The 24,433-nt window shown below is 75.4% G+C and carries 20 protein-coding genes and 1 pseudogene; 11 read left to right on the forward strand and 10 right to left on the reverse strand.

Translation table 11 applies throughout. The features are described from left to right. Positions 1–83 precede the first annotated feature (83 nt). Positions 84–1,076, reverse strand: a complete 993-nt coding sequence (gene mgrA / locus QFZ64_RS04790) for an L-glyceraldehyde 3-phosphate reductase (protein ID WP_307062652.1) — start codon at positions 1,074–1,076, stop codon at positions 84–86. Positions 1,077–1,209: 133 nt separating this feature from the next. Here mgrA and QFZ64_RS04795 point away from each other — a divergent pair, with 133 nt between their 5' ends. Continuing rightward, positions 1,210–2,103, forward strand: coding sequence for a LysR family transcriptional regulator (locus QFZ64_RS04795; RefSeq protein WP_307062654.1), 894 nt, complete (start codon positions 1,210–1,212; stop codon positions 2,101–2,103). A 164-nt stretch (positions 2,104–2,267) separates the two neighbouring features. Further along, a complete protein-coding gene (locus tag QFZ64_RS04800; protein ID WP_307062656.1) occupies positions 2,268–2,783 on the forward strand; it encodes a DUF664 domain-containing protein in 516 nt (171 codons plus the stop codon). Positions 2,784–2,814: 31 nt separating this feature from the next. Here QFZ64_RS04800 and QFZ64_RS04805 read toward each other — a convergent pair whose 3' ends face one another. Both QFZ64_RS04805 and QFZ64_RS04810 read right to left on the reverse strand, forming a co-directional pair. Further along, positions 2,815–3,951 (reverse strand): adenosine deaminase, encoded by a 1,137-nt coding sequence (locus QFZ64_RS04805; protein WP_307062658.1) that lies wholly within the window; start codon positions 3,949–3,951, stop codon positions 2,815–2,817. 66 nt (positions 3,952–4,017) lie between these two features. Next, on the reverse strand, positions 4,018–4,416 hold the full coding sequence (locus QFZ64_RS04810) for a VOC family protein (protein WP_307062660.1): 399 nt from the start codon (positions 4,414–4,416) through the stop codon (positions 4,018–4,020). A 121-nt stretch (positions 4,417–4,537) separates the two neighbouring features. Here QFZ64_RS04810 and QFZ64_RS04815 point away from each other — a divergent pair, with 121 nt between their 5' ends. Next, complete coding sequence (locus tag QFZ64_RS04815) at positions 4,538–5,251, forward strand: dienelactone hydrolase family protein (protein ID WP_307062662.1); 714 nt, start codon at positions 4,538–4,540, stop codon at positions 5,249–5,251. A gap of 232 nt (positions 5,252–5,483) precedes the next feature. Here QFZ64_RS04815 and QFZ64_RS04820 read toward each other — a convergent pair whose 3' ends face one another. The 6 genes and pseudogenes from QFZ64_RS04820 to QFZ64_RS04845 all read right to left on the reverse strand — a co-directional run. Continuing rightward, entirely contained in the window at positions 5,484–6,869 is a 1,386-nt protein-coding gene (locus tag QFZ64_RS04820; protein WP_307062665.1) for a phospholipase, read from the reverse strand. A gap of 128 nt (positions 6,870–6,997) precedes the next feature. Beyond that, positions 6,998–7,165 carry a hypothetical protein gene (locus QFZ64_RS04825; RefSeq protein WP_307062667.1) on the reverse strand — a complete coding sequence of 56 codons (168 nt, stop codon included), beginning with the start codon at positions 7,163–7,165 and terminating at the stop codon, positions 6,998–7,000. Between the two features lie 132 nt (positions 7,166–7,297). After that, positions 7,298–8,329: a DUF5914 domain-containing protein gene (locus QFZ64_RS04830; RefSeq protein WP_307062669.1), complete on the reverse strand. Its 1,032-nt coding sequence runs from the start codon at positions 8,327–8,329 to the stop codon at positions 7,298–7,300. Further along, on the reverse strand, positions 8,326–9,345 hold the full coding sequence (locus QFZ64_RS04835) for a phytoene/squalene synthase family protein (protein WP_307071576.1): 1,020 nt from the start codon (positions 9,343–9,345) through the stop codon (positions 8,326–8,328). Before QFZ64_RS04835 ends, QFZ64_RS04830 begins: the two co-directional genes overlap by 4 nt. Further along, positions 9,342–10,916: a phytoene desaturase family protein gene (crtI, locus tag QFZ64_RS04840; protein WP_373430550.1), complete on the reverse strand. Its 1,575-nt coding sequence runs from the start codon at positions 10,914–10,916 to the stop codon at positions 9,342–9,344. The genes QFZ64_RS04835 and crtI overlap by 4 nt, the downstream gene beginning before the upstream one ends. Before the next feature lie 268 nt (positions 10,917–11,184). Further along, positions 11,185–11,510, reverse strand: a pseudogene (locus QFZ64_RS04845) (MMPL family transporter); the annotation flags it as partial. Positions 11,511–11,816: 306 nt separating this feature from the next. On the opposite strand from QFZ64_RS04845, the gene QFZ64_RS04850 reads away from it, so the two are divergent. Continuing rightward, a complete protein-coding gene (locus QFZ64_RS04850; RefSeq protein WP_307062673.1) occupies positions 11,817–13,493 on the forward strand; it encodes an SDR family oxidoreductase in 1,677 nt (558 codons plus the stop codon). Positions 13,494–13,561: 68 nt separating this feature from the next. Continuing rightward, on the forward strand, positions 13,562–14,977 hold the full coding sequence (locus tag QFZ64_RS04855) for a deoxyribodipyrimidine photo-lyase (RefSeq protein WP_307062674.1): 1,416 nt from the start codon (positions 13,562–13,564) through the stop codon (positions 14,975–14,977). An 85-nt stretch (positions 14,978–15,062) separates the two neighbouring features. Here QFZ64_RS04855 and QFZ64_RS04860 read toward each other — a convergent pair whose 3' ends face one another. Beyond that, positions 15,063–16,319, reverse strand: a complete 1,257-nt coding sequence (locus QFZ64_RS04860; RefSeq protein ID WP_307062676.1) for an NAD(P)/FAD-dependent oxidoreductase — start codon at positions 16,317–16,319, stop codon at positions 15,063–15,065. Between the two features lie 286 nt (positions 16,320–16,605). Between QFZ64_RS04860 and QFZ64_RS04865 the strand changes: the two genes are divergently transcribed. The 6 genes from QFZ64_RS04865 to QFZ64_RS04890 all read left to right on the forward strand — a co-directional run bounded on the left by QFZ64_RS04865 (position 16,606) and on the right by QFZ64_RS04890 (position 24,373). After that, positions 16,606–17,193: a sigma-70 family RNA polymerase sigma factor gene (locus QFZ64_RS04865; protein WP_307062678.1), complete on the forward strand. Its 588-nt coding sequence runs from the start codon at positions 16,606–16,608 to the stop codon at positions 17,191–17,193. A 246-nt stretch (positions 17,194–17,439) separates the two neighbouring features. Then, a complete protein-coding gene (locus QFZ64_RS04870; RefSeq protein WP_307062681.1) occupies positions 17,440–18,636 on the forward strand; it encodes a lycopene cyclase family protein in 1,197 nt (398 codons plus the stop codon). Positions 18,637–18,669: 33 nt separating this feature from the next. After that, the gene (locus QFZ64_RS04875) at positions 18,670–19,380 is read left to right on the forward strand and encodes a class I SAM-dependent methyltransferase (protein WP_307062683.1); all 711 of its coding nucleotides are present in this window, start codon (positions 18,670–18,672) and stop codon (positions 19,378–19,380) included. Next, positions 19,377–20,978, forward strand: a complete 1,602-nt coding sequence (locus QFZ64_RS04880) for an NAD(P)/FAD-dependent oxidoreductase (RefSeq protein ID WP_307062684.1) — start codon at positions 19,377–19,379, stop codon at positions 20,976–20,978. The genes QFZ64_RS04875 and QFZ64_RS04880 overlap by 4 nt, the downstream gene beginning before the upstream one ends. A 252-nt stretch (positions 20,979–21,230) precedes the next feature. Then, on the forward strand, positions 21,231–22,460 hold the full coding sequence (locus QFZ64_RS04885) for an acyltransferase family protein (protein WP_307062686.1): 1,230 nt from the start codon (positions 21,231–21,233) through the stop codon (positions 22,458–22,460). Between the two features lie 134 nt (positions 22,461–22,594). Then, positions 22,595–24,373: an alpha/beta hydrolase gene (locus QFZ64_RS04890; RefSeq protein WP_307062688.1), complete on the forward strand. Its 1,779-nt coding sequence runs from the start codon at positions 22,595–22,597 to the stop codon at positions 24,371–24,373. The last annotated feature ends 60 nt before the right edge of the window (positions 24,374–24,433 follow it).

Raw genomic sequence — 24,433 nt, forward strand, 5'->3', positions numbered from 1 at the left:
TCCGCCTCGGCCGTGGCCGAAACGCGGCGGGTGGGCGCCGCCTCACCCGCCGCGAGCGGAATTCCGCGTCCCGGAGGCTCTCGTCAGCCCTTGACGATCTCGTCGATCCGGGCCAGTTCCTCCGCGTCGAAGTCCAGCGCGCGCGTGGCCGCCACGCTGTCCTCCAGCTGCCGCGCGCTGCTCGCGCCGACCAGCGCCGAGGTGACCCGGCCCCCGCGCAGCACCCATGCCAGCGCCATCTGCGCCAGGCTCTGGCCCCGGTCGCGGGCCAGGCCGTTCAGCGTGCGCAGCCGGTCCACGAGGTCCTCGGTGACCTTGTCGGCGGTCAGGAACGGGCTGTCGCTCGCGGCCCGCGAGTCCTCCGGGATGCCGTCCAGGTAACGGCTGGTGAGCAGGCCCTGCTCCAGCGGGGAGTAGGCGATGGAGCCGGTGCCCAGCTCGTCCAGCGCGTCCAGCAGCCCCTCCTCCTCGGGGCGCCGGTCGAGCATCGAGTAGCGCGGCTGGTGGATGAGGAGCGGGGTGCCCAGCTCGCCGAGGATGCGGGCGGCCTCGCGGGTCTGCTCCGGGGAGTAGTTGGAGACGCCGACGTACAGCGCCTTGCCCTGCTGGACCGCGGAGTGCAGCGCGCCCATCGTCTCCTCCAGCGGAGTCTCCGGGTCGGGGCGGTGCGAGTAGAAGATGTCGACGTAGTCCAGGCCCATGCGCGTGAGGCTCTGGTCGAGCGAGGACAGCACGTACTTGCGCGAGCCCCATTCGCCGTACGGGCCCGGCCACATCAGGTAGCCGGCCTTGGTGGAGATCACCAGCTCGTCGCGGTAGGGCGTGAAGTCCGCTTTCAGTGCCTCGCCGAGCGCGGACTCGGCGGCGCCGGGCGGCGGGCCGTAGTTGTTGGCGAGGTCGAAGTGCGTGACGCCGAGGTCGAAGGCGCGGCGCAGGATCTGCCGCTGCGTCTCCACGGGCCGGTCGGGGCCGAAGTTGTGCCACAGGCCGAGGGAGAGGGCGGGCAGCTTCAGGCCGCTGCGCCCGGTGCGGCGGTAGGGCATGGCCTCGTAGCGTGCGGGATCTGCCGTGTACACGTGCACTCCAGGAAGGCTGTCTCGTCAGGGTCCGGCGCGGGGTCGGCGCCGGCGCGCGTACCACTCTCGTCCGCCGACGGCCAGCGGTCCAACAGAAGAATCGGATGGAACTCAGCGGTTACGCTTCTCAATCATGGAACTTCGCCACTTGCGGCACTTCGTAGCCGTCGCCGAGGACCGGCATTTCACCCGTGCGGCAGACCGGCTGATGGTGTCGCAGTCGGGCCTGTCCGCGTCCGTGCGCGCGCTGGAGCGGGAGCTCCAGGCACCGCTGTTCGTGCGCACCACCCGCAGTGTGACGCTCACCGAGGCGGGACGGGCCCTTTTCGCCGAGGCCGTCCGCATTCTGGACCGGGTGCGGGCCGCGCGGGAGGCCGTGGCGGCGGTGCAGGGCGTGCTGCGCGGCACCCTGTGCGTGGGCACCGAGCAGTGCATCGCCGGGGTGCGGGTGGCGCGGCTGCTCGCCGGGTTCCGGCGGCGCCATCCGGACGTGGAGATCCGGCTGCGGCAGGCGGGGTCGGGGGCGCTCGCGGAGGAGGTCGCGGCGGGCGGGGTCGACCTCGCGTTCGCGGTGCGGACGCCGGTGGCCGGGGACCAGCTGCGGTCGGTGCCGTTGGCGGCGGAACCGATGACGGTGCTGTGCCATCCGGCGCACCGGCTGGCGGGGGGCGGGCCGGTGACGCCTGAGGAGCTGGGCGGGGAGGAGTTCGTGGACTTCCACCCCGACTGGGGTCCGCGGCGTACGACGGACGCGGTGTTCACCGAGGCGGGGGTGCGGCGGACGGTGGCGCTGGAGGTGAGCGACGTGCACAGCCTGCTGGAGTTGGTGCAGGAGGGGTTGGGGGTGGCGGTGGTGCCGCGGCACTTCGGTGCGAAGCGGGAGGCGGCGGGGTTGGTGTCGCTGGCGTTGAAGGGGGTGGGTGAGCGGGCGTACGAGACGGTGGCGTTGTTGCCGGCGGAGGCGGCGACGAGTCCCGCGGCGCGGGCGTTGATGAGCCTGCTGGAGGGGGGCGAGGGTGGCGGCTGAGGGAGCGGCCCGGGGGCGGCGCGACATGGTTTTTCCGCCCCCGCCGCCCTTGCCCTTCCCGTCCCTTCAAGGGGCTTCGCCCCTTGAACCCCTTGGGTGCGTTGTCCGCTGACGGCCGGTGGGGGCCGGTCGCGCCGGGGAGGAGGATGGGTCATGGTGGACGCATGCATGCGAAGGACATCCTCATCGACGCGTACAGCCGCATCCGGGAAGAGGTCCACGCCGCCGTCGACGGCCTCCCCCGGGACACGCTGAACGCTCCCCCCGCCGACGGCGCCAACTCCCTCGCCTGGCTCGTGTGGCACCTCACCCGGGTCCAGGACGACCACGTGGCCGAGGTCGCCGGGCGTGAGCAGGTCTGGCTGTCGGGGGGCTGGCAGAAGCGGTTCGCCCTCGACCTCCCCGCCCGGGACACCGGGTACGGCCACACCCCCGCACAGGTGGCCGAGGTGCGGGTCGACTCGGCCGACCTGCTCACCGGGTACTACGACGCCGTCCACGAGCAGACCCTGTCCTGGCTGCGCGGCATCGACGCCCAGGACCTGGAGCGGATCGTGGACGAACGCTGGGACCCGCCCGTCACCCTGGGCGCGCGCCTGGTGAGCGTGGTCTCCGACGACCTCCAGCACGCCGGCCAGGCCGCCTACGTACGCGGCCTGCTGGAGGCCCCGACGGGCTGACGGCCCGGCGGTGTCCCGTTGACCGCCCCGGTCAGAGCACTGCCGCGTATCCCGGGAGCACCACGTCCTCGATGAGCGCGCGGCGCTCGGCGTACGGCAGGAACGCGCTCTCCAGCGCGTCGACCGTGACCGTGCGCAGGTCCGCGGCCGTCCAGCCGGCCTCCCGGACGAGGAGTTCCGCCTCCCGGGTCATCGTCGTGCCCGACACCAGCCGGTTGTCGGTGTTGAGGGTGACCCGGAAGCCGAGGTCGCGCAGGGTCGTGATCGGGTGGCCGGCGAGCGAAGTGGCCGCGCCGGTCTGGAGGTTGGAGGTCGGGCACATCTCCAGGGCGACGCGGCGGTCGCGGATCCAGCTCGCCAGGCGGCCCGGCCGGCCGTCCACGATGTCGTCCATGATGCGGACGCCGTGGCCGATCCGCTGCGCGCCGCACACCTGCAGCGCCTGGTGGATGCTGGGCAGCCCGTGGGCCTCGCCCGCGTGGATGGTGAACGGCATGTTCTCGCGGCGCAGGTACGCGAAGGCGTCCAGGTGGTCGGCGGGCGGGAAGCCGTCCTCCGCGCCGGCGATGTCGAAGCCGACGACGCCCGCGTCCCGGTACGCCACCGCGAGTTCGGCCACCTCACGGCAGCGGTCGAACATGCGCATCCCGCACAGCAGGGTGCCCACACGGACCGGGGTGCCGTCGGCCGCCGCCTTGGCCGTACCGGTGGCGAGGCCCTCCTGCACGGTCTCCACGACCTCCGCGAGGCCCAGTCCCCCGTTGACCATCAGCTCCGGCGCGTAGCGCACCTCGCCGTAGACCACACCGTCCGCGGCGAGGTCGAGGACGTACTCCTCGGCGGCGCGGAGCAGGCCCTCGCGGGTCTGCAGGACGGCGAGGGTGTGTTCGAAGGTGGCTATGTAGCGCACGAGGTCGCCGGAACCCGCGGCCGCGCGGAACCACCCGGCCAGGGCGGCCGGGTCGGTGGCGGGGAGGCGGTGGCCGACGGGCCCGGCCAGCTCGATCAGGGTCGAGGGGCGCAGCGCGCCGTCGAGGTGGTCGTGCAGGACGGCCTTGGGGAGCCGGCGGAGGGTGCCGGTGTCGAGGGCGGGGGCGCCGGGGGCGGTGGTGCCGGGGGCGGTGGTGCCGGGGGCGGTGGTGCCGGGGATGTCGGTGAAGGTGGTCATGCCGGTCTGTTCTGCCTGTCTTCGTGTCTTCGTGTCTTCGTGAAGGGTTGCGGTCGTGCGGGTGGTTCAGGTGGCGGCGGGCTCCAGGAGGTCCCAGCGGTTGCCGTACAGGTCCTGGAAGACGGCGACCGTGCCGTACGGCTCGTGCCGGGGTTCCTCCAGGAAGGTCACACCCGCGGCGCGCATCCGGGCGTGGGCGCCGGCGAAGTCGTCGGTGTGCAGGAAGAAGCCCACGCGGCCGCCGGTCTGGTCGCCGGCCCGGGCGCGCTGCGGGTCGTCCTTGGCGCGGGCGAGCAGCAGGCCGGTGCCGGCGGCGGGCGTCCCGGCCGGTTCGACGACGACCCAGCGGGAGCCGTCGGGCCGGGGCGTGTCCTCGACGAGGCGGAAGCCGAGGGCGTCGGTGTAGAAGCGGATCGCCTCGTCGTAGTCGGTGACGACGAGGGTGACCAGGGCGATGCGGTTCATGGGCGTAGGTTATACGTAACACGGGGGCGTGTACGTGGCAAGGTTGAAGATCGCGCCGGAGCTGCGGCTCCGGCGCCCGTACCGAAGCCTGCTTCACCGCTTCCCCCCTCAGGAGTTGAGCGTGTCGTCCGAACTGCCGAAGTCCACCGGTGCCCCCGCCCACCAGAACGTGACCTTCCCGAGCGCCGGTACGACGGCCCACGGGTACCTGGCGCTCCCGCCGTCCGGGCAGGGGCCCGGGGTCGTCGTCATTCAGGAGTGGTGGGGCCTGACCGACCACATCGCCGACGTCACCCGCCGGCTGGCCGCGGAGGGCTTCGTGGCCCTCGCCCCCGACCTGTACGGCGGCAACGTCGCCCACGACAGCCAGGAGGCCCTGCGGATGATGCGGGAACTGCCGGTGGCGCGCGGGGTGGAGCTGCTCTCCGGGGCGGTCGACCACTTGCTGGGGCTGCCGGAGGTGACCTCGGACACGGTCGGGTCCGTCGGCTTCTGCATGGGTGGCGGCTTCGTGCTGTACCAGGCGGCGGAGGACCCGCGCGTCAGCGCGGCGGTGCCGTTCTACGGCGTGATCCAGGGTGACATGCCGGACTTCTCCGGGCTGCGGGCCGAGGTGTTGGGGCACTACGGGGAGCGGGACGGAAGCATCCCGCGGGAACGTCTCGAGGAACTGGCGCAGGCGCTGCGGCGCGACGCGGGCGTCGAGGCGGACCTGCGGGTGTACCCCGCCGGCCACGCCTTCTTCAACGACGGCCGACCGGAGTCGTACGACGCGGAGGCCTCGGCGGCGGCATGGGAGAGCACGGTGTCGTTCCTGCGACGCCGACTGGGATAGATCTCAGCGGTGTCGCGGGGGGCGCGTCTGGGTTCGGGGGCGCGGTGGGTCGGCGGGTGCGGGTGGAGTGTGGCGGGTCGCGCAGTTCCCCGTGCCCCCAGGCGTGGTCTCGGTGTCCCGTAGGTGCCGAACGCTCTTCGCCGGACAGCCGGGGCGCCCCCATCAGGGGCGCGGGACGGCACGCGGCCGGACACCGTCGGGACGGCCCCCGGCCGACACCCACACCCGCGTGTCACGGATACACGTAGGTGTTCAGGGTGTTCACCGCGGCCGCCGGGTCGCCGAGGTCGTAGCGGTCCACGGCGAGGAAGGTGGGCTTCTTCCGGGCGGCGGGCTGGCAGAACCGCTGGGCGCGGTCGGCGAGTTTGGTGTTGTCGGTGCGGGCGGTGGAGGTGATCGTGGCGTCCCGGAAGTGGTTCATGACGAACAGCGGGCGGAAGCCGGGCTCGGTGCGGGTGAGCGGGAGGGTGGTGCCCGCGTCGTACCACCGGCTGTAGCAGGACCAGTCCGAGGAACCGACGCCGGACCCCATGGACCAGTAGTTCTCCACGGTCCACTCGCGCTGGTACATCACGCCGAAGCTGTCCCGGGTGAGCCCGGTGGACTCGTCGGCGGCGCGGCTGTGGTCGGTGAGGAGCAGCAGCCGGTGATTGTCCGCGATCAGGTCGGCCATGCGGGGCCAGCCGTTCTGCCGTACACCGGTCCGGTCGGGCCGGTAGAGGACGTCGGACAGGCCCCGGACACGGTCGAGTTCGGCGCGCAGGACGCCGGCGTCGACGTAGTCCTCCAGGAAGACGGTGACGAACTGGTCGGGGTGGGCGGCGAGGAAGTCGACCATGCGCTGCAGGTCCACCCAGAGGGCGACCGGCCGGCTGACCAGGGTGCAACTGTCGTGGCAGAGGATGGCGCCGTCCGGGGTCTGGTGCAGGTCGAGCATGAACCCGCGTACGCCGTCGGCGAGTTGCTGGTCGATGCCGCGGGACTGGTTGGGCAGGAAGTTGACGAAGGGCGGGGCGAAGCCGCCGTCGACGCCGTTGGCGTAGGCGTTGTGCGCGGTGAGGAAGGTGACCTGGTCCAGGGTGCGCTGATCGGCGGGCGGCATGGGGCGGGTCGGCGAGGTGACCGGAGTGAGGTACCAGGCGGCCAGGTCGCCGGGGCCGCCGACCGCGAGCGGGGCGGGGTAGGAGGCGCCGGAGGGCTTGGCGGCGACGGTGAGGTACCGCTCGGTGCCGGGGACCCGGAGGGTCTGGCGGTCGTCGCCGAGCGGGGTGATCTCCCAGGCGGCGTCGGCGCTCGTACAGGGGACGGTCCTCGCCGCGTCGCCGGCCCGGCCGAGGCAACTGCCCGCGGCGCCGGTGCTTTCGAGGCGGTACGTCGGGCCGTCGGCACGCAGGATCCACTGCTGGTGGTCCTCGTCGCCCCGGGGGTTGTGCTGTTCGACGGTGCCGGAGGCGTCGGCGGCGGCGAGCCCGGTGACGGCGCTCTGGACGTAGTAGGTGCCGTCGGCGGGGACCGTGCCGTCGGGCAGGGCGGCGGCGGGCATGGGGGCGGTGAGCAGCGCGGCCAGGGCGGCGGCGCCTGACGCTGCGGCGACTGCCGCAGTGCGGGGTGTTCGCATGGCGGAGCCCTTCGGCGGGGCGGTGCACGGCAAGGGTCGTCGAATCAGGTACATGACACCATGCGGGAGGGGCGTCCGTCAGCGGTACGAACGCCCCTCTCCCGCCCTGCCCGGGTTCGCCCCGGCGGCTACTCGTCGTCCGTCGCGGGGACCACCACGAGGAACGCGTCCTGTTCGAGGTCCATCACCACGGTCGCCGCCTCGCCCTCGGCGCGGCGCTGCGCGGCGAACTCCTCCGCCGGCCACGATCCGCGCGGGGCCCCCGCGGGGAACAACTCCAGCACCTTCGCGCTCATCGTCGATGCCACCTCCGATTCGACTTCCGTCGCCTGCCGTCCACCGTCGTGTTCCTCCGCTTGCCCCGGTTCCGCCTGGACATGTGCGGGGCACGGCGTTCCGTTGTCGGACGCCGGTGGTACGCGGGTGGCTCACCCCGGGAAGCGGCCGGTGGCCCGCAGCTCCCAGCGGCGTTCCGCGTAGGCGAGGTCGTCGCGCCACAGCCGGCCGGACGCGGCGCGCATCAGCGGCCGTACGACGGGGGCGGCGCTGCGGGCGAGGGCGAACCCGCGCCGGTCGGAGACGGCGAGGACGGCCTCGACGACGGCGGTGCGCGGGCGGCCCCGGCCGTCGGTGCCGAGCGGGGTGGCGTGGGTCTCGACGACGGACCCCTGCCCCTCCCCCTCGGTGATGCGCATGACGACGGTGCGGGGTCCGGGCGCGGTGAACTCGGCGCGGACCGGCACCACGAGCCGCCCCGCCACCTTGAACGCCACGTCCACGACCAGCCCCTCGTCCGGGTCCTCGCTCCCGCCGTCGGGCACGGAGACGACGGTGAGGTCGACGAACGAGTAGGGGTGGAACCAGGCACCGTGCCAGGGGTCGAGCCGGTTGGCGACGACGTCCTCCGGCTCGCAGGTCCCGGCGGTGACGTGGACGGCGGCCAGCGCGCCGGCGGTGTCGGGACGGGGCGGCACGAGCGGGGCGGGCAGCGGGGGTTCGCCGCCGGCCTCGTCCAGCCGAACCCGGACCAGCACGCCGTCGTCGTGGACCGGGTACGGCTGCCAGCCCGCGCGGGCGGTGCCGTCCAGGGCCAGCCCGTGCCAGCGGCACACCAGGGTGCCGCAGCGGACGGGGCCCTCGCGCAGGGGTGCGCCGAGGTGCGGGCAGATGCCGGGGCCGCCCACGAGGACGCCGTCGGCGTCGCGCCACAGGACCACCTCGTGTCCGGCGACGGTACGGGCGAGGGGGCGGTCGGCGGGGACGTCCCGGGAGGCGCCGACGACGAACCAGTTACCGGTGGGGCGGGCCAGCGCCTGCTTCAACAGGCCGGAGATCACAGCGGGTCTGGCCTCCCGCCACGTGGGCCGCTGGGCCGCCCAGGCCGGGGCGTGGCGCCGCAGCCGCAGGGGCAGCCGGGCGGTGCGGGGCGGGCGGTTCCCGCCGCCCGGGGCGGACGTCATACGGTCTCCCTCTCCTTGACCTCGGGTGCGGGGGGTACGGCCACGGGGGTGTACCGGGGACCGCCGGGCCCCGTGGCGGTGCGGCGGGCGTGCAGCCGGGCGCCGGTCACGCGGGCCAGGCCGTCGACGGCCACGGCGAGCCGGCGGCGCCGGGGGACGACGGCGCGGCGGTGCAGCACGGCGTGGCCGTCGCTCGCGACGGCGTCCAGGATGCCGCCGTAGAGCACGCACGCGGTCCTGATGCAGGGCCGCGCCACGGGGTCGAGCAGGGCGAGTCCGGGGACCGCCTGCCGGTAGACGCCCCGGGTGAGGTCCTCGGCGGCGCGCAGCGCGGCGGTGATGCGGTGGTCGCGGCGGCCGGTGTCCCTGCTCCAGCGCAGCAGGGCGCGGTCGACGCCGTGGGCGGCCAGCAGGTCGGCGGGGAGGTAGATCCGGCCCCGGTCGAGATCCTCTCCGACGTCGCGCAGGAAGTTGGTGAGCTGGAAGGCGAGGCCGAGCGCGGCGGCGTACGGTTCGGCCTCCGCGCGCGGGGCGACGGTGCCGAGGACGGGCACCATCTGCAGTCCGATCACGGCCGCCGAGCCGTGCATGTAGCCGCGCAGGTCGTCGTAGGCGGGGTAGTCGGTGACGGTCAGGTCGGCACGCATGGACGCCATGAAGTCGGTGAAGTGGCGGTGGTCGATGGCGTAGCGGTCGGCGGTGTCTGCGAGGGCGCGGACCACCGGCTCCTCGCTGTCGCCGTCGCGCAGCCCGGCCACCAGGCGCTGTTCGAGCCGGTCGAGGGCGGCGGCGCTGCCCGCGGTGCCGGTGGCCGGGTCGGGCAGGTCGACGAGGTCGTCGGCCCAGCGCGCGAACCCGTACAGCGCGTGCACGGCGGGCCGGCGTTCGGCCGGCAGCAGCCGGGTGGCGAGGAAGTACGTACGGCCGTGGCGGGCGTTGAGCTCCCGGCAGGCGGTGTAGGCGGCGCGCAGCGCGGGGTCGGTGATACCGGCCGCGTCCAGCTCGCGCCGGGTCACGGAGCGGTTCCCTGTCCGGCGGGGCGCGGACCCCGACGGGCGGCGGGGCGGTCGGCGCCGCGCGCGGGGCCCGTGCCGCGCCCGGCGCCCGTGATGCGCTCGGCGGCGAGGCGGCCGGAGACGAGGACCGTCGGGACGCCGACGCCGGGGGTGGTGCCGCAGCCGGCGAGGACGGCGTTGCCGGTGCCGCGGACGAGGTTGCGGGGCCGGAAGGGTCCCGTCTGGGCGAAGGTGTGGGCGGCGGAGAAGGGGGTGCCGGCCGCGTGTCCCTCGGCCGCCCAGTCGGCCGGGGTGACCAGGCACTCCTCCTCGATGGCGGCGCCGAGACCGGGCAGACCCCGGCGTTCGAGTGCGGTGAGGAGCCGGTCGCGGTAGCGCGGGGCGAGGTCGGTCCACTCGGCGGCCGAGGGGCCGATGTCGGTGTTGGGGCAGGGGGCGAGCACGTAGTGGACGTGCCGTCCGGGCGGGGCGAGCGCGGGATCGGTGGCGGTGGGCCGGGTGATCAGCAGGGAGGGGTCGGACATCAGCTCTCCGGTGCGGGTGATCTGGCGGAAGGTCCCCTCCCAGGCGTGGCCGAAGGAGAGGGTGTGGTGGCCGAGTCCGGGCCAGGTACGGTCGGTCCCGGTGTGCAGGACGACGGCGGAGGGTGCGTGCCGCAGCCGGACGGGGCGCCGGGGGGCGCGGCCGAGGAGGCGGTAGGTGACGGGCAGGTCGGGGGTGAGGACGACGGCGTCGCAGGGGATGCGGTCGTCCTCGGTGCGGACGGCGGTGACGCGGTCCCCTTTCCGCTCCAGCGCGGTGACGGTGTGTCCGTACCGCAGGTCCGCACCGGCATCGGCGGCGGAGTCGGCCATGGCGCGGGGCAGGGCGTGCATGCCGCCGCGCGGGAAGTAGACCCCGGCGACGGTGTCCATGTAGGCGATGACGGCGTACGCGGCGAGCGCCCGGGCGGGCGGGACGCCGGCGTACAGGGCCTGGAAGGAGAAGACGCGGCGCAGCCGTTCGTCGCGCAGGAAGCCGCCGATGCGTGCGTCGAGCCGGCCGAAGCCGCCGAGGGCGGCCAGGCGGGCGAGGTCGGGGTGCACGAGTTGCATCGGGGAGTCGAAGTTGGCGTCGATGAAGCGGCCCATCTGAGCGTGGTAGAGCCGCTCCAGCCAGTGCCGCAGGCGCCGGTAGCCCGCCGCTTCGCCGGGTCCCGCGAAGCGTTCCACCTCGGCCTCCATCGCGTCCGGGTCGGTGTGCACGTCGAGCGCGCTGCCGTCGGCGAAACGGGCGTGGTAGGCGGGGTGCAGCGGGACCAGGTCGAGCCGGTCGCGCATGCACTCGCCGACGGCGGCGAAGGCGGCCTCGGCAAGGTCCGGCATGGTCAGCACGGTGGGCCCGGTGTCGAACCGGTATCCTCCGCGCTCCAGCCGTCCGGCCCGGCCGCCGGGCCCCTCGCCCCGCTCCACGACCGTCACCCGGCGCCCGGCACCGAGCAGGTGGAGCGCGGCGGACAGCCCGGCGAGCCCGGCGCCGACGACGACCACGTGGTCGGTCCGCCCCCGCACAGTGCGCACCGCGCCGATCATCGGCCGGCTCCGCGGGCCGGGCGCCGGGCGGACGGGTGCCCGGTGAATGGGTGCCCGGCGGACAGGCCCCCGGCGGACAGGTGGGGCGGGCGCGCCCCCGCGGGCGGGGAGCACGGTCGGGTCGTCGGACGGTCCGGGCCTGGGAGGTGCATCGCGGTTCCTTCCGCTGGGGGCGGAGGTGGGCTCGTGCTTCTGTGAAGTGTTTCCGCGTGGGCGGAGGCCACGGATGCGCACGACCGTCACGTTTCGCCGATCCGCCGAACGCCGATCCACCGGACGCCGGTCCGCCGAACCGGGCCGGCCACCAGGCACGGGGGCCCGCGTCCCGTACGACCGCGGGGACCGGCAGGGAGCGCACGGCGAGCGTGTCCAGCAGCACGCCGAAGGCGACGATGAAGGCCACCTGGACGAGGAAGGCGAGCGGAATCACCCCGAGCGCGGCGAACGTCGCGGCCGGCACCACACCGGCCGAAGTGATCACCCCTCGGTCGCGACCAGCGCCCGCAGCACCCCCTGCCGCACGCCGAAGCGGAGGGTCTCCTCACGGGCCCGGGACATCAGGAAGATGTTGTGGTCCACACCGAGGACCACCAGAACACGAACCCGCCGGACGCGCGCCACGTGGGCCGACGCCCCGGGACCTCGGTCGGACGGGCGGACCCACGGCCTGCCTCGGACGGCCGACCCGGTACCTCCGTCGCGCGGGCCGGGCCCGGCCCGCGCCACCGCCACCGCCACCGCCACCGCCACCGCCACCGCCACCGCCACCGGATCGGCGTAACCCATCGTTCGCCCGCCGCCGCGCGGCGGAAGGATGCGACGGGTGGGACGGACGGTGGGACGGCACCCTCGCCGGTACGGCGCGGAACGGCGCGGGCGAGACGGAAGGAGTCGGCGGGCATGAGCACGGCGAACGGTGGGAGCGCGGACGCGAACGGGCCCGGCCCCCTCTGCCTGGTCACCGGTGCCACGGGATACATCGGCGGGCGGCTGGTGCCCGAGCTGCTCGGCGCCGGGTTCCGGGTGCGGGCGTTGGCGCGCTCGCCCGGCAGACTGCGCGACCATCCCTGGGCGGCCCGGGCGGAGGTGGTACAGGGCGACGTCACCGACGCCGCGTCCGTCGCCGCGGCCATGGACGGCGTCGACGTCGCCCACTACCTCGTGCACGCGCTCAACACCGGCCCCGGCTTCGAGCGCACCGACCGCGAGGCGGCCCGTGTCTTCGGCGAGCAGGCGCGCGCGGCGGGCGTACGGCGCCTGGTCTATCTGGGCGGCCTCACCCCCGCAGGGGTGCCCGAGCGGGAGTTGTCGCCGCATCTGCGGTCCCGGGCCGAGGTGGGCCGGATCCTGCTGGACTCGGGCGTGCCCACCGCCGCCCTGCGCGCCGCCGTGATCATCGGCTCCGGCTCGGCCTCGTTCGAGATGCTCCGGTACCTCACCGAGCGGCTCCCGGTGATGGTCACCCCGAGCTGGGTGCACACCAGGATCCAGCCGGTCGCGGTGCGGGACGTGCTGCGGGCGCTCGTCGCCGCCGGGCGGCTGCCGGCGGACGTCAGCCGCGCCTTCGACCTCGGCGGCCCGGAGGTGCTGACGTACCGGGAGATGATGCTGCGTTACGCACGCGTCGCCGGGCTGCCGCGCCGGCTGATCCTGCCGGTGCCGCTGCTGACGCCGGGGCTGTCCAGCCACTGGGTGGGACTGGTGACCCCGGTGCCGGCGGGCATCGCCCGTCCGCTCACCGAGTCGCTGCGGCACGAGGTGGTGTGCCGGGAGCACGACATCGAGCGTTACCTGCCGGGCGACGACCCACTGCTCGGCTTCGACGAGGCGGTCCGGCTGGCCCTGCGGCGGATCCACCAGGCGGAGGTCGCCACCCGCTGGTCCTCGGCATCGGTCCCCGGCGCGCCCAGTGACCCGCTGCCCACGGACCCCGGCTGGGCGGGCGGCAGCCTCTACACCGACCGCAGGGAACGGACCGTGACCGCCTCCCGCGAGGCGCTGTGGCGGGTGGTGGAGGGCATCGGCGGGGTGCACGGCTGGTACTCCTTCCCGCTCGCCTGGAACGTGCGGGGCCTGCTGGACCGCCTCGTCGGCGGGGTCGGGCTGCGCCGGGGCCGGCGGGATGCCGCCCGGCTGCGGGTCGGCGACTCGCTGGACTTCTGGCGGGTGGAGGAGCTCGAGCCGGGGCGGTTGCTGCGGCTGCGCGCCGAGATGCGGCTGCCGGGGCTCGCCTGGCTGGAGATGCGCGTCGACGCGGACGGCGACGGCCGCACCCGCTACCGTCAGCGCGCCCTGTTCCATCCGCACGGGCTGCTCGGCCACCTGTACTGGTGGGGCGTCTCCCCCTTCCACGCGCTGGTGTTCGGCGGCATGGCCCGCAACATCGCCCGCGCGGCCGCCCGCACCGCACCCGACGGGCCGAACGTGCCGGGCAGGGCGGGCAGCGCGGGCGGACCGGGTAGGCCCGCCGAGCCGGACACACCGGGCGGATCGGGCGGACCGGGCACGCCTGCTGGACCTGGCACACCCACCGGACCGGGCCGGCGGCCCCGGTCCCGTCGCCCCGGCACCCGTTGACCCGCCACGCGCGCGCCCGTCCCCCGACGGGGGCGCGCGCCCGCCCTCCCTTCCCTCCGGAGTCCCGCATGCGCACCTCCGTCGTCTCCGTCGTCCTGTTCACCGCCGATCTGCGGCTGCACGACCATCCGCCGCTGCGCGCCGCGCTCGACGGGGCGTCCGCCGTGGTGCCGCTGTTCGTGCGGGACCGCGCGGTGGACGCCGCCGGGTTCGCCGTGCCCAACCGGCTCGCGTTCCTCGCCGACTGCCTGCGGGACCTCGACGCCGGGCTGCGCGAGCGCGGCGGCCGGCTGGTGGTGCGTTCGGGCGACCTGGTCGAGGAGGTGTGCCGGGTGGCCGCCGAGGTGGACGCCGGTGAGGTGCACATGGCGGCCGACGTGAGCGCCCACGCGCGCCGGCGCGAGGACCGGCTGCGCGCCGCGCTGGAGGCGGCGGGCCGACGGCTGCTGGTGCACGACGCGGTCACCACGGTGCTGGCGCCCGGCGCGGTGACGCCTGGCGGCCGGGACCACTTCGCCGTCTTCAGCCCCTACTTCCGGCGCTGGTCCGAGCAGCGCGTCCGGCCCGTGCTCGACGCTCCCCGCTCGGTGCCGGTCCCCGACGGCATCGGCTCGCGGGAACCGCCCGCCCGCCAGGAGCTGTCCGGCCTGTCGCCGGGGCTCGCGCCCGGCGGCGAACGCGAGGGACGGGCGCGGCTCGCCGCATGGCTGCGCGAGGGCGTCGAGGACGTCGAGGGCGTCGGGGACGTCGGGGACGTCGGGGAATACGAGGACCGGCACGACGACCTCGCGGGCGACGCGACCTCCCGGCTCTCCCCGCATCTGCACTTCGGCACCCTCTCCCCGGTCGAGGTGGTGCACGGGGCGAGGAACCTCGGCGGCCCAGGTGCCGAGGCCTTCGTACGGCAGCTCGCCTGGCGGGACTTCCACCGGCAGGTGCTGGCGGCCCGGCCCGCCGCCGCGCACGCCGACTACCGCACCCGGCACGACCGTTGGCGCACCGTCGAGGCCGCCCGTGAGGAGGTGGAGGCGTGGCGGGAGGGCCGCACCGGCTATCCGGTCGTCGACGCGGCGATGCGCCAGCTGCGGCACGAGGGCTGGATGCACAACCGGGGCCGGCTGCTGACCGCGAGTTTCCTGGCCAAGACGCTGTACGTGGACTGGCGGGTGGGCGCCCGGCACTTCCTCGATCTGCTGGTCGACGGCGACCTCGCCAACAACCAGATGAACTGGCAGTGGGTGGCCGGGACGGGGACGGACAGCCGTCCGAACCGGGTGCTCAACCCGGTGGTGCAGGGGAAGCGGTTCGACCCGGAGGGCGGGTACGTACGCCGCTGGGTGCCCGAACTCGCTCAGGTGCCGGGTACCGGGGTGCACGAGCCGTGGAAGCTGCGGGGCCGTGCCCGGGAGGCCGCCCGCGGTTACGCCGATCGGGTGGTCGACCTCGCGGAGGGCCTGGAGCGGTTCCGCCGGGCGCGGGCCTGAACGCGGCGCAGCGTGCCAGGGCCCCGGGGTACGCCGCCCGGACTCCGGGGTTCCCGGCGGCCCCCGCCTCCCCCCGGCACCGGTCTCAGCGCCGCCCACGCAGGGCGCGCAGGTCCTCCAGCACCTCGCGGGCGGCGCGGGCGCCGGAGGCCAGCGCGCCCTGGACCGAACCGGTGGCCCGGTGGTCGCCGCACACGTAGCGGCCCGGTGCCACGCGGGAGGTGCGGCTCAGCGGCTGGGGCGGCGGCATGGCGGGGAGCGCGTCGCGGACGGTGCGGGCCGTGAGCAGGTCCCAGCCCGCGGTGTCCGTCTCGTACACCTCCTCCAGCGCCGACGTCACCGTCTTGCGCACCTGGAAGTGGTCCTCGCCGAGGACGGAGGTGGCGATCAGGGCGTGGCCGGGCGGCGCGTAGGTGGGCGCGACCCGGCTGACGACACAGGTGTTGAGGAAACGCATGCGGGTGTCGGTGAGCAGAGTGGGCTCGTCCAGCGGCGGGCGCGGGGCGACGTGGTAGTACGTCGTCACGACCCGGCCGGCCGGCACGTCGAGCCCCGGCAGCAGCGCGGAGGCCGGCCCCTTGCCGGTGGCGACGACCACGGCCCGGGCGGGCAGCAGGTCGCCGTGGGCGGTCCGCACACCGTCGTCGGTGAGCCCGGCGACGGCCGTGTCCAGCAGGACGCTGCCGGCGGGCAGCGCCTTCACGAGCGCGTCGGGCACGGCCCCGATGCCGCCGGCGGGCAGGCACAGCGTGCCGCGGAGCATGCTGCGCCAGACCAGGTGGAAGAACCGGGACGAGGTCTCCAGCTGGTCCTCCAGGAAGATCCCGGAGAGGAACGGCCGGAAGAACCGCTCCACGAAACCCTCGGAGAACCCGGCCGAGGCCAGCGCGGTACGGGTGGTGCGGTCCTCGGCGCGTTCGATGAGCGCCGCCGGACCGAGCATGTCCCGGGCCGACAGGACGCCCAGCGCCAGCAGGTCGCGCGGGCCGGCGAGCCGTCCGCGCAGCAGGCCGGCCACGGAGCGGCCGTCCCGGCTGGGGTCGGTGAGGCGCAGCCTGCCGCGGTCGGTGTGCACGAGCACGCCGGGGGTGAAGGGGCACAGCCGCAGGTCGCGCAGCGGGAGCCGTTGCCTGACCTGCGGGTAGGACGTGTTGAAGACGTGGAAGCCGCGGTCGACGACGAAGCCGTCGACGCGGTCGGTCCGCATCCGGCCGCCGACGTCGTCGGAGGCTTCCAGGACGCGGACGGAGCGGCCGGCGGCCGCCAGGTCCCGGGCGCAGGCCAGCCCGGCCACGCCGGCTCCCACCACCAGGACGTCCGTGGTCTCCGGGGTCGCGGACATGGGCGTCTCCTTCGGCTTCCGTACGCACCGCGCGTCTTCCGCACGCACCGCGTGTTCCGTGGCTCCGGGTGCCACGGATACGCCGCGCGAACCCCGGCGGCGGGGAGTCCGGGCGCGGGTGGGCCAGGGGACGCCCGGGAGCCGGTCGCGGCGGCCCGTGCCGCGACACTCACCGTGCACACAACGGGCGATCGGCGCGAGTCGATCATGTCTGGCTCCCACAATGGCGGGCATCGGGACAGGTACCCCGAACCGGGCACCGCCGCCGCACGAGGAGCCGACACCCATGACCGCACCCCCGGCCACCGTCCAGGACAGCCCGGGCGACGAGGAGCTCGCCCGCGGCCTCGCCGAGGGCGACGAGGCGTGCCTCGCGGCGGTGTACCACCGCTGGTCGGCCCTGGTGCACTCGCTCGCCGCGCGTTCGCTGGGCGACGTACGGGAGGCGGAGGACGTCACCCAGCAGGTGTTCCTCGGTGTGTGGCGCGGGCGGCACGGTTACCGTCCCGAGCGCGGGGCGATGGCCGGGTGGATCGTCGGCATCGCCCGGCGGAAGATCGCCGACGCCCTGTCCGCCCGGACCCGGCGGCTGGATCTGCTCACCTCCGTGGCCTTCACCACCGCGCCCCTCGCCGCCGTCGCCCACACCGACGAGCCGTCCGAGGCGGTCCTGGACCGGGTGCTGGTCGGGCACGCGCTCGCCGGGCTGCCGCCCGCGCAGCAGCGGGTGCTGCGCCTGGCGTTCTACGAGGACCTGACACAGACCCAGATCGCCGAGCGCACCGGCTGGCCGCTCGGCACGGTCAAGAGCCACGCCCGGCGCGGCCTGCACCAACTGCGGCGCGGCCTGCGGGAGGAGGAGTCCCACGCCTGACGACGACGGCCGGGCGGCCGTGACGGCTCGGGCCGTCACCGCGCGGGCCGTCACCGCGCGGGCCGTCACCGCGCGGGTCGTCACCGCGCGGGTCGTCACCCGACGTGCCGTAGCCGCACCTGCCGTCACCGCGGCCCGTCGCCCGACCGCATCCGAAGCGAGGGGTCGGACAGAATCCCTGACGGCGGACGGTGTGAAGGACGAACGGGCGACGGACCGGCGACGGACGGGCGAAGGAGACCTCGGGTGAGCGACGACGCGGACGTGGTGATCGTGGGGGCGGGAGCCGCCGGGCTCTCGCTCGCCCTCCTGCTCTCCGCCCCGTCCGCCGCACCGGCCCGCCCCTCCGTGACGCTGCTCGACGCGCCCCCCGGCCCGCTGCGCCCCCCGCCGCGCACCTGGTGCTACTGGGAGCGCGGTCCGGGCCCGTACGACAGCGCGGTCACCGCCGCCTGGCAGCGGCTGCGGGTGCACGGTCCGGCAGGGAGGGCGACCGTCGGCGAGATCGCCCCGCTGCGCTACAAGATGCTGCGGTCGGACGCGTTCGAGGCGTTCGCGGACCGACGGCTCGCCGAACGGCCCGCGGTCCGGCGCCGGGAGGTGGTGGTGGAGACCGTGCGGGGTGTGCCCGGCGGTGCGGAGGTCCTCGGCACCGACGCGGGAGGCTCCCCCCTCGCCGTCCGTGCCCGCTGGGTGTTCGACTCGCGGCCGCTGGGCAGCCTGCCGGCCGCCCGGACCACGCTGCTGCAGCACTTCCGCGGCTGGTTCGTCCGGACCGCCCGGCCCGTGTTCGACCCCGGGGTGGTGGAGCTGATGGACTTCCGCGTCCCCCGTCCGGCGCACGGACTGGCGTTCGGCTACGTGCTGCCGACCGGGCCGCACGAGGCCCTGGTGGAGTACACCGAGTTCTCCCGCGCCGTGCTGTCCCTGGAGGCCTACGAGGCGGCGTTGCGCGCGTACACCGGGGACGTGCTGCGGCTCGGGCCGCTGGAGGTGGTGGCGACGGAGTCCGGGGTCATCCCGATGACCGACGCGCCCTTCGCCCGCGCCGCCGGCGAGTCCGTCTTCCGCATCGGCGCCGCCGGCGGCGCCACCCGCCCGTCGACGGGATACACGTTCGCGGCCGTGCAGCGGCAGAACCGCGCGATCGCCGCCGCCGTCCGCGCGGGCCGCCGTCCGCTGCCGCCGCCGGCGCACTCCGCCCGGTCGCGGGCGATGGACGCCGTACTGCTGCGGGCGCTGGACACCGGCCGGGTGGACGGCGCGGAGTTCTTCAGCCGCCTGTTCGAGCGGGTGCCGGCCGCGCGGCTGCTGCGCTTCCTCGACGGCGGCACCGGCCTGTACGAGGATCTCGCCGTCGGCCTGCACGCCCCGGTCGGCCCGATGCTGCGCTCGGCGGCCGAGCTGCGCCGCCTGCCCCGGCGCCCCTTCCCCGCCACCTGACCACCAGCTGCCCACCCCCGCCGAGGAGTTCGCATGACCCTGCTGCGCGACGAGGCGCTGGCCGGCGCGTTCGACCGGGCCGCGCCCCGGTACGACACGCTGGTCGCCCTCAACCCGGGCTACCACGCCCACCTGCGGCGTTCCGTCCGCCGCCTCGGTCTGCCCGAGGGCGGTGCCGGGACGCGGGTCCTCGACGTCGGCTGCGGCACGGGCGCGTCGACGGCGGCGCTGCGGGCCGTGCTGCCGCGGGCGGAGGTCACCGCGGTGGACGCGTCGGCGGGCATGCTGGCGCGCGCGGCCGTCAAGCCGTGGGCCACGCCCGTCACGTTCGTCCACGCGTCCGCCGAACGGCTGGCCGAGGAGGGGGTGCGCGGGCCGTTCGACGCGGTGTTCGCGGCGTACCTGCTGCGCAATGTGGCCGACCCGGACGCCGTACTCGCCGGTCTGCGCGGGCTGCTGGCGCCGGGCGGGCGGCTCGCGGTGCACGAGTACGCGCTGGGCGGCCGACGATCGGACCGGCTGGTCTGGGACGTCGTGTGCCGGGGATTCGTCACCCCGCTCGGCCGCGCGTGCGGCGACGGCACCCTCTACCGCCATCTGTGGCGCAGCGTCGTCGACTTCGACACGGCGGGCGCCTTCGGGCAGCGGCTCGCGCGGGCGGGGTTCGCGGAGGTGCGGGTGCTGCCGCTGCCGGGCTGGCAGACGGGCATCACGCACACCTTCGTCGGCCGGGTGCCCGCGTGAGGCCCCCGGCGGGCGCCGTCTCCCCCGGTCGCGGCCGGGACCGCCGGGCGGTCCGCCTGGACCCGGCGCCGGGCCGCCCCCGCGTCACCGGCGAGGCCCCGTCGGTCGCGGTGGTCGGCGGCGGCATCGCGGGGCTGGCGGCGGCGACCGGGCTGGCCGAACGGGGCGTGCGCGTCACGCTGTACGAGCGCGAGCCGGTGCTCGGCGGCCGGCTGGCGGGCCGGCCGGTGACGCTGGCGGACGGCAGCCGGGTCACGATGAGCCGAGGCTTCCACGCGTTCTTCCGTCAGTACTACAACCTGCGTGCCCTGTTGCGCCGGACGGACCCGGACCTGGACCTGCTCACCGGCCTCCCCGACTACCCTCTCGTGCACGCCGACGGCCTGCGCGACAGCTTCCGGCACGTGCCGCGCACACCGCCGTGGAGCGCGCTGGGCTTCGCCGCGCTCAGCCCCGCCTTCCGCGGCCTCGACCTGCTGCGGATGCGGCCGCGGGCGGCACTGCCCCTGCTGGACGTGCGCGTACCGGAGGTGTACGAGCGGCTGGACGGGGTCAGCGCCCGCGACTTCCTCGCCTCGATCCGTTTCCCGCCGGCCGCGCACCACCTGGCCTTCGAGGTGTTCTCGCGCAGCTTCTTCGCCGACCCGGGCGAGTTGTCGGCGGCCGAGATGGTGCTGATGTTCCACATCTACTTCCTCGGCTCCGGCGAGGGCCTCCTCTTCGACGTCCCCCGCGAGCCGTTCCCCACGGCCCTGTGGGATCCGCTGGCCGGCCACCTGACCGGCCTCGGCGTGGACATCCGTACGGGGACGGCGGTGGAGGGCGTGGACCCGGCGGCGGACGGCGGGTGCGTGCTGCGCGTGTCCGGTGCTCCCGCGACGCGGTACGACGCGCTCGTGCTCGCGCTGGACACGGGCGGGCTGAAGGCCGTGGTCGACGGGTCGCCGCGGCTGGCCACCGGGGAATGGCGGGCCGCGATCGCCCGGCTGCGGACCGCGCCGCCGTTCCTGGTCAGCCGGCTGTGGCTGGACCGGCCGGTGGCGCCCGACCGGCCGGGATTCCTCGGCACCGGCGGGTTCGGGTCGCTGGACAACGTCAGCGTGCTGGAACGGTGGGAGGGCGAGGCGGCCCGCTGGGCGGCGCGCACCCGCGGCTCGGTCGTCGAACTGCACGCGTACGCGCTGGACGGGCGGACCGCCGGGCAGGCCGCCGACCGGTCCGGCCGGTTGGACGGGTCCGGCCGGGAGGACGAACAGCGGCGGCTGGTCGAGCAGTTGCACCGGGTGTACCCCGAGACGCGGGACGCCCGGGTGGTCGACGCCCGCCACGAGTGGCGGGCGGACTGCCCGCTGTTCGCCGTCGGCACCCACTCCGGCCGGCCCACCGTGCGCACCCCCGACCCGGCGGTGGTGGTCGCCGGGGACCTGGTGCGCACTCGGCTGCCGGTCGCCCTGATGGAGCGCGCCGCGACCACCGGCTTCCTCGCCGCGGGCACGCTCCTGGAACGGTGGGGCGTGCGCGGGCCGACGCTGTGGACGGTGCCGCGGCAGGGCCGCACGGCGCTGCTGCGCGGACTCGCCCGGCTGGGGGACGTCTGACCGGTGCGGGGCCTCGCCGGTGCGCCGCCCCGCCCGGTGCCCGTGCGCCGGGCCGCCGCCGGGCGGGGCGGCGCACCGGCGACAGTGACCGAGGAACGCCGCACGGGAACCGTACCGAGGAGCGTGGCGGCACCGCCGGTCCGGCGCTTGTGCTGCGCCATTGGGACGGGGCCGCGCGACGACAGGCATGGGACGCGTGCGGCGGGGCAGGCGCGACTGGTCCGTCCAACGTCCCCGCGCACGGGAGATGCGGTGCCCGACACCCCTCAGGCCACCCACCGGGCCGCCCCCCAGGCCCCCGAGCCGTCCCCACCCGTACCCACCCCGACCGCCTCACAACCCTCACCCCCGCCCCGGCCCCCTGCCGGGAGGACCGCCCCCGGTGCTCCCCCCTCCCGCACCCCGGCGGGACCCCGCGGCCGCGACCCCTTCTTCGACAACGCGAAGTACCTCACGATCGTGCTGGTCGCCTGTGGTCACGCCTGGGAACCCCTCACCTACGGCAGCCGCGCCGTCCACGCCGTGTACCTCGCCGTCTACGCCTTCCACATGCCCGCCTTCGCCATGATCTCCGGCTACTTCTCGCGGAGCTTCGACATGGCACCCGGCCGCCTCAAGCGGCTGGTCACCGGCGTGGTCGTGCCGTACCTGGTCTTCGAGACGGCGTACACGCTCTTCTACCGGTGGGCCCAGGACGACCCGGGCTACCCGCTGAGCCTGCTGGACCCCTGGTACGTGATGTGGTTCCTGGTCGCGCTGTTCATCTGGCGGCTGACCACCCCCCTGTGGCTGATGCTGCGCCACCCGCTCCCCGTCGCCCTCGGTCTGGCGATGCTCGCCGCCTGCTCGCCCGACCTCGGCGGCGACCTGTCGATACAGCGCGTCCTGGGCTTCCTGCCGTACTTCGTGCTCGGCCTGACCCTGCGTCCGTCGCACTTCGAGCGTCTGCGCACCCGCCGGGCACGGCTTCTGGCGCTGCCCGTGGCGGCGACCGTACTGGCGGCGGCGTACTGGGCGGCCCCGTCGTTCGACGCGGGCTGGCTGTACCACCGGGGTTCGGTCACCGGCCAGGGCGCCCCCGCGTGGGCGGGGCTGCTGAGCACGCCCGCGCTGTTCCTGCTCGCGGTGGTGCTGACGGCGTGCTTCCTCGCCTGGGTGCCGCGCCGCCACCGGTGGTTCACCACCCTGGGCGCGGGGACGATGTACGGCTATCTGCTGCACGGCTTCCTGATCAAGTCGTCGCGCTTCTGGGGCTGGTACGACCACCCCTGGCTGCACACCCCCGCCGGTGAGCTGGCGGTCACCGCGCTCGCCGTCGGCATGATCACCGCGTTGTGCGCGGCACCGGTGCGGGCGGTCTTCCGGTACGTCGTCGAGCCCCGGATGAACTGGGCGTTCGTCCCCCGCCCGGCGGCCACCGGGCCGGACCGGGACCGCCCGGAGAAGCCCGCCGTGCCGGACCCGTCCCGCGCGCCCCGCTGACGCACCGCCCGCTCCCCGCTCCCCGTCCTCCGTCCGGAGGCGTTGCGGGCCCGGCCCGCCTATGGTGAGCCCGGGGTGGGCACGGCTGGAGTGGGGGAAGTCCCGGTGCGCTACCGGGCGTACCGGGAGGCCGCATGCTGCCGATGTTCGGATGCCGGCCGGCCGCCGCGGCGGTCACGGCGACGGCGCTCGCGCTGCTGGTCCCGGGCGGCGCCCCGGCGGCGGCCCCGGAAGCCGGACCCGCCGCGACGCACGCCACCACTCCCCGCGCCACCGCCCCCGACCTGTCGCGCTTCTACCGGCAGCGCGTCGTCTGGTCCGCGTGCGAGGGCGCCGGCATGCCCGCCGACCTGCAGTGCGGCAAGGTCACCGTGCCGCTCGACTACGCCCACCCCGCCGGCGGCACGCTGGACCTGGCGCTGGCCCGCTACCGTGCGTCCGGCCCGTCCCGGGGCTCGGTGCTGCTGAACTTCGGCGGTCCCGGCGGCCCGGGCGTCCCCCAGTTGGCCCTGGGCGGCAAGGACTTCATGGGCCTGACCGACGGCTACGACGTGGTCACCTTCGACCCGCGCGGCGTCGGCCGCTCCTCCCCCGTGAGCTGCGGCGAGGGCACCGACCGGATGCTGGCGGCGACCGAGGACGGCGCCGTCGAGCGGAACCCCCGGGCCGCGCTGGAGACGTTGCGGGCGGCGGCGGCCCAGTGCGTCGCGCACTCCGGTCCGGTGCTGCGGCACATCGGCACGGTGAACGCCGCCCGCGACCTGGACGTCATGCGCCAGGCGCTGGGCGACGACCGGCTCGACTACCTGGGCTTCTCCTACGGCACCCGGCTCGGAGCGGTGTACGCGGCACAGTTCCCGAAGAAGGTCGGGCGGATGGTGTTCGACGGTGTCGACACCCTCACGGAATCACCGGACGAGCAGGGCGTGGTCAGCGCGGCGGGGCAGCAGCGAGCACTGGAGGACTTCCTCGCCCGGTGCGCCGAGGACATCGCCTGCCCGTTCGGACAGGACGCCCGCGCGGCCCGGGAGCAGATGGTACGGCTGGTGCGGTCGCTGGACGAGGAACCGCTGCCGACCGACTTCGGCGGCACGTTCACCGGGCAGGACCTGGTGGCCGCCGTCGGACAGGGCCTCTACAGCGAGCAGTTCTGGCCGGCGCTCGAGCAGGCGCTCGCCGACCTGATCCAGAGCGGCGACGCCGGCCGGCTCACCGGCTTCACCGGCGGAGGCACGGTCGTCCCGCCCCGGGACGACCGGCCCGCCGCCACCGCGCCGGGTTCCGCCGTACCCACCACCGGCCCCATCGCCGTCGAACCGCCCGGCCCCGGCCCCGGCCGAGTGCCCGGGTACGCGGACCTGACCGGTTCCGGCCCGGCGCACGAGGACGGCCCTCGGACCGGCCCCTCCCCCGCCGCCGGGGCCTCCCGGGCCGACGGCGGGCTCGTCGATCCCGAGGACGTGCCCGTCGACAACCTTCCGGCCGCGCTCATGGCCGTCAACTGCGCCGACGACCCCGACCGGCGCACCGCCGCCCAGGTGGTCGGCGACCTCGGCCGACTGCGTGCCCGGTACGAGGAGGCCTCGCCGGTCTTCGGCCGCTACCGTCTGTCCGAGGTGCTGATGTGCTACGGCCGTCCCCGGGGCACCGACTTCGTGCGCGAGAAGGTGCGCGACGTGCCCGCGCCGAAGATGCTGCTGGTCGGCACCCGCGGCGACCCGGCGACCCCGTACCGCTGGACGGTGGAGACCGCGAAGCGGCTCGGCCCCTCCGCCGTGGTGCTCGACAACAGAGGCGAGGGGCACACCGGTTACGCCACCTCGCCGTGTGTCCACCGCAAGGTCGACGCCTTCCTGCTCTACGGCACCACACCGCCGGACGGCAGTTCGTGCGGACCGGAGCGAGAAGGCTGACCTCCCTCCCCGCGTACGGGCGGCTTACGCTACGCCGAGGCCGGTGATCGTGAAGGGGCG

Origin of the sequence: Streptomyces sp. B3I8 (assembly GCF_030816915.1) — a bacterium.
In the GTDB taxonomy this organism is placed as follows: domain Bacteria; phylum Actinomycetota; class Actinomycetes; order Streptomycetales; family Streptomycetaceae; genus Streptomyces.

What these genes read in the sequence shown, in the direction of transcription:
- QFZ64_RS04795 (WP_307062654.1), top strand. Translation starts at nt 1,210, where the DNA reads ATGGAACTTCGCCACTTGCGGCACTTCGTAGCCGTCGCCGAGGACCGG.
- QFZ64_RS04800 (WP_307062656.1), top strand. Translation starts at nt 2,268, where the DNA reads ATGCATGCGAAGGACATCCTCATCGACGCGTACAGCCGCATCCGGGAA.
- QFZ64_RS04805 (WP_307062658.1), bottom strand. Translation starts at nt 3,951, where the DNA reads ATGACCACCTTCACCGACATCCCCGGCACCACCGCCCCCGGCACCACC.
- QFZ64_RS04810 (WP_307062660.1), bottom strand. Translation starts at nt 4,416, where the DNA reads ATGAACCGCATCGCCCTGGTCACCCTCGTCGTCACCGACTACGACGAG.
- QFZ64_RS04820 (WP_307062665.1), bottom strand. Translation starts at nt 6,869, where the DNA reads ATGCGAACACCCCGCACTGCGGCAGTCGCCGCAGCGTCAGGCGCCGCC.
- QFZ64_RS04825 (WP_307062667.1), bottom strand. Translation starts at nt 7,165, where the DNA reads ATGAGCGCGAAGGTGCTGGAGTTGTTCCCCGCGGGGGCCCCGCGCGGA.
- QFZ64_RS04830 (WP_307062669.1), bottom strand. Translation starts at nt 8,329, where the DNA reads ATGACGTCCGCCCCGGGCGGCGGGAACCGCCCGCCCCGCACCGCCCGG.
- crtI (WP_373430550.1), bottom strand. Translation starts at nt 10,916, where the DNA reads ATGATCGGCGCGGTGCGCACTGTGCGGGGGCGGACCGACCACGTGGTC.
- QFZ64_RS04850 (WP_307062673.1), top strand. Translation starts at nt 11,817, where the DNA reads ATGAGCACGGCGAACGGTGGGAGCGCGGACGCGAACGGGCCCGGCCCC.
- QFZ64_RS04855 (WP_307062674.1), top strand. Translation starts at nt 13,562, where the DNA reads ATGCGCACCTCCGTCGTCTCCGTCGTCCTGTTCACCGCCGATCTGCGG.
- QFZ64_RS04860 (WP_307062676.1), bottom strand. Translation starts at nt 16,319, where the DNA reads ATGTCCGCGACCCCGGAGACCACGGACGTCCTGGTGGTGGGAGCCGGC.
- QFZ64_RS04865 (WP_307062678.1), top strand. Translation starts at nt 16,606, where the DNA reads ATGACCGCACCCCCGGCCACCGTCCAGGACAGCCCGGGCGACGAGGAG.
- QFZ64_RS04875 (WP_307062683.1), top strand. Translation starts at nt 18,670, where the DNA reads ATGACCCTGCTGCGCGACGAGGCGCTGGCCGGCGCGTTCGACCGGGCC.
- QFZ64_RS04890 (WP_307062688.1), top strand. Translation starts at nt 22,595, where the DNA reads ATGCTGCCGATGTTCGGATGCCGGCCGGCCGCCGCGGCGGTCACGGCG.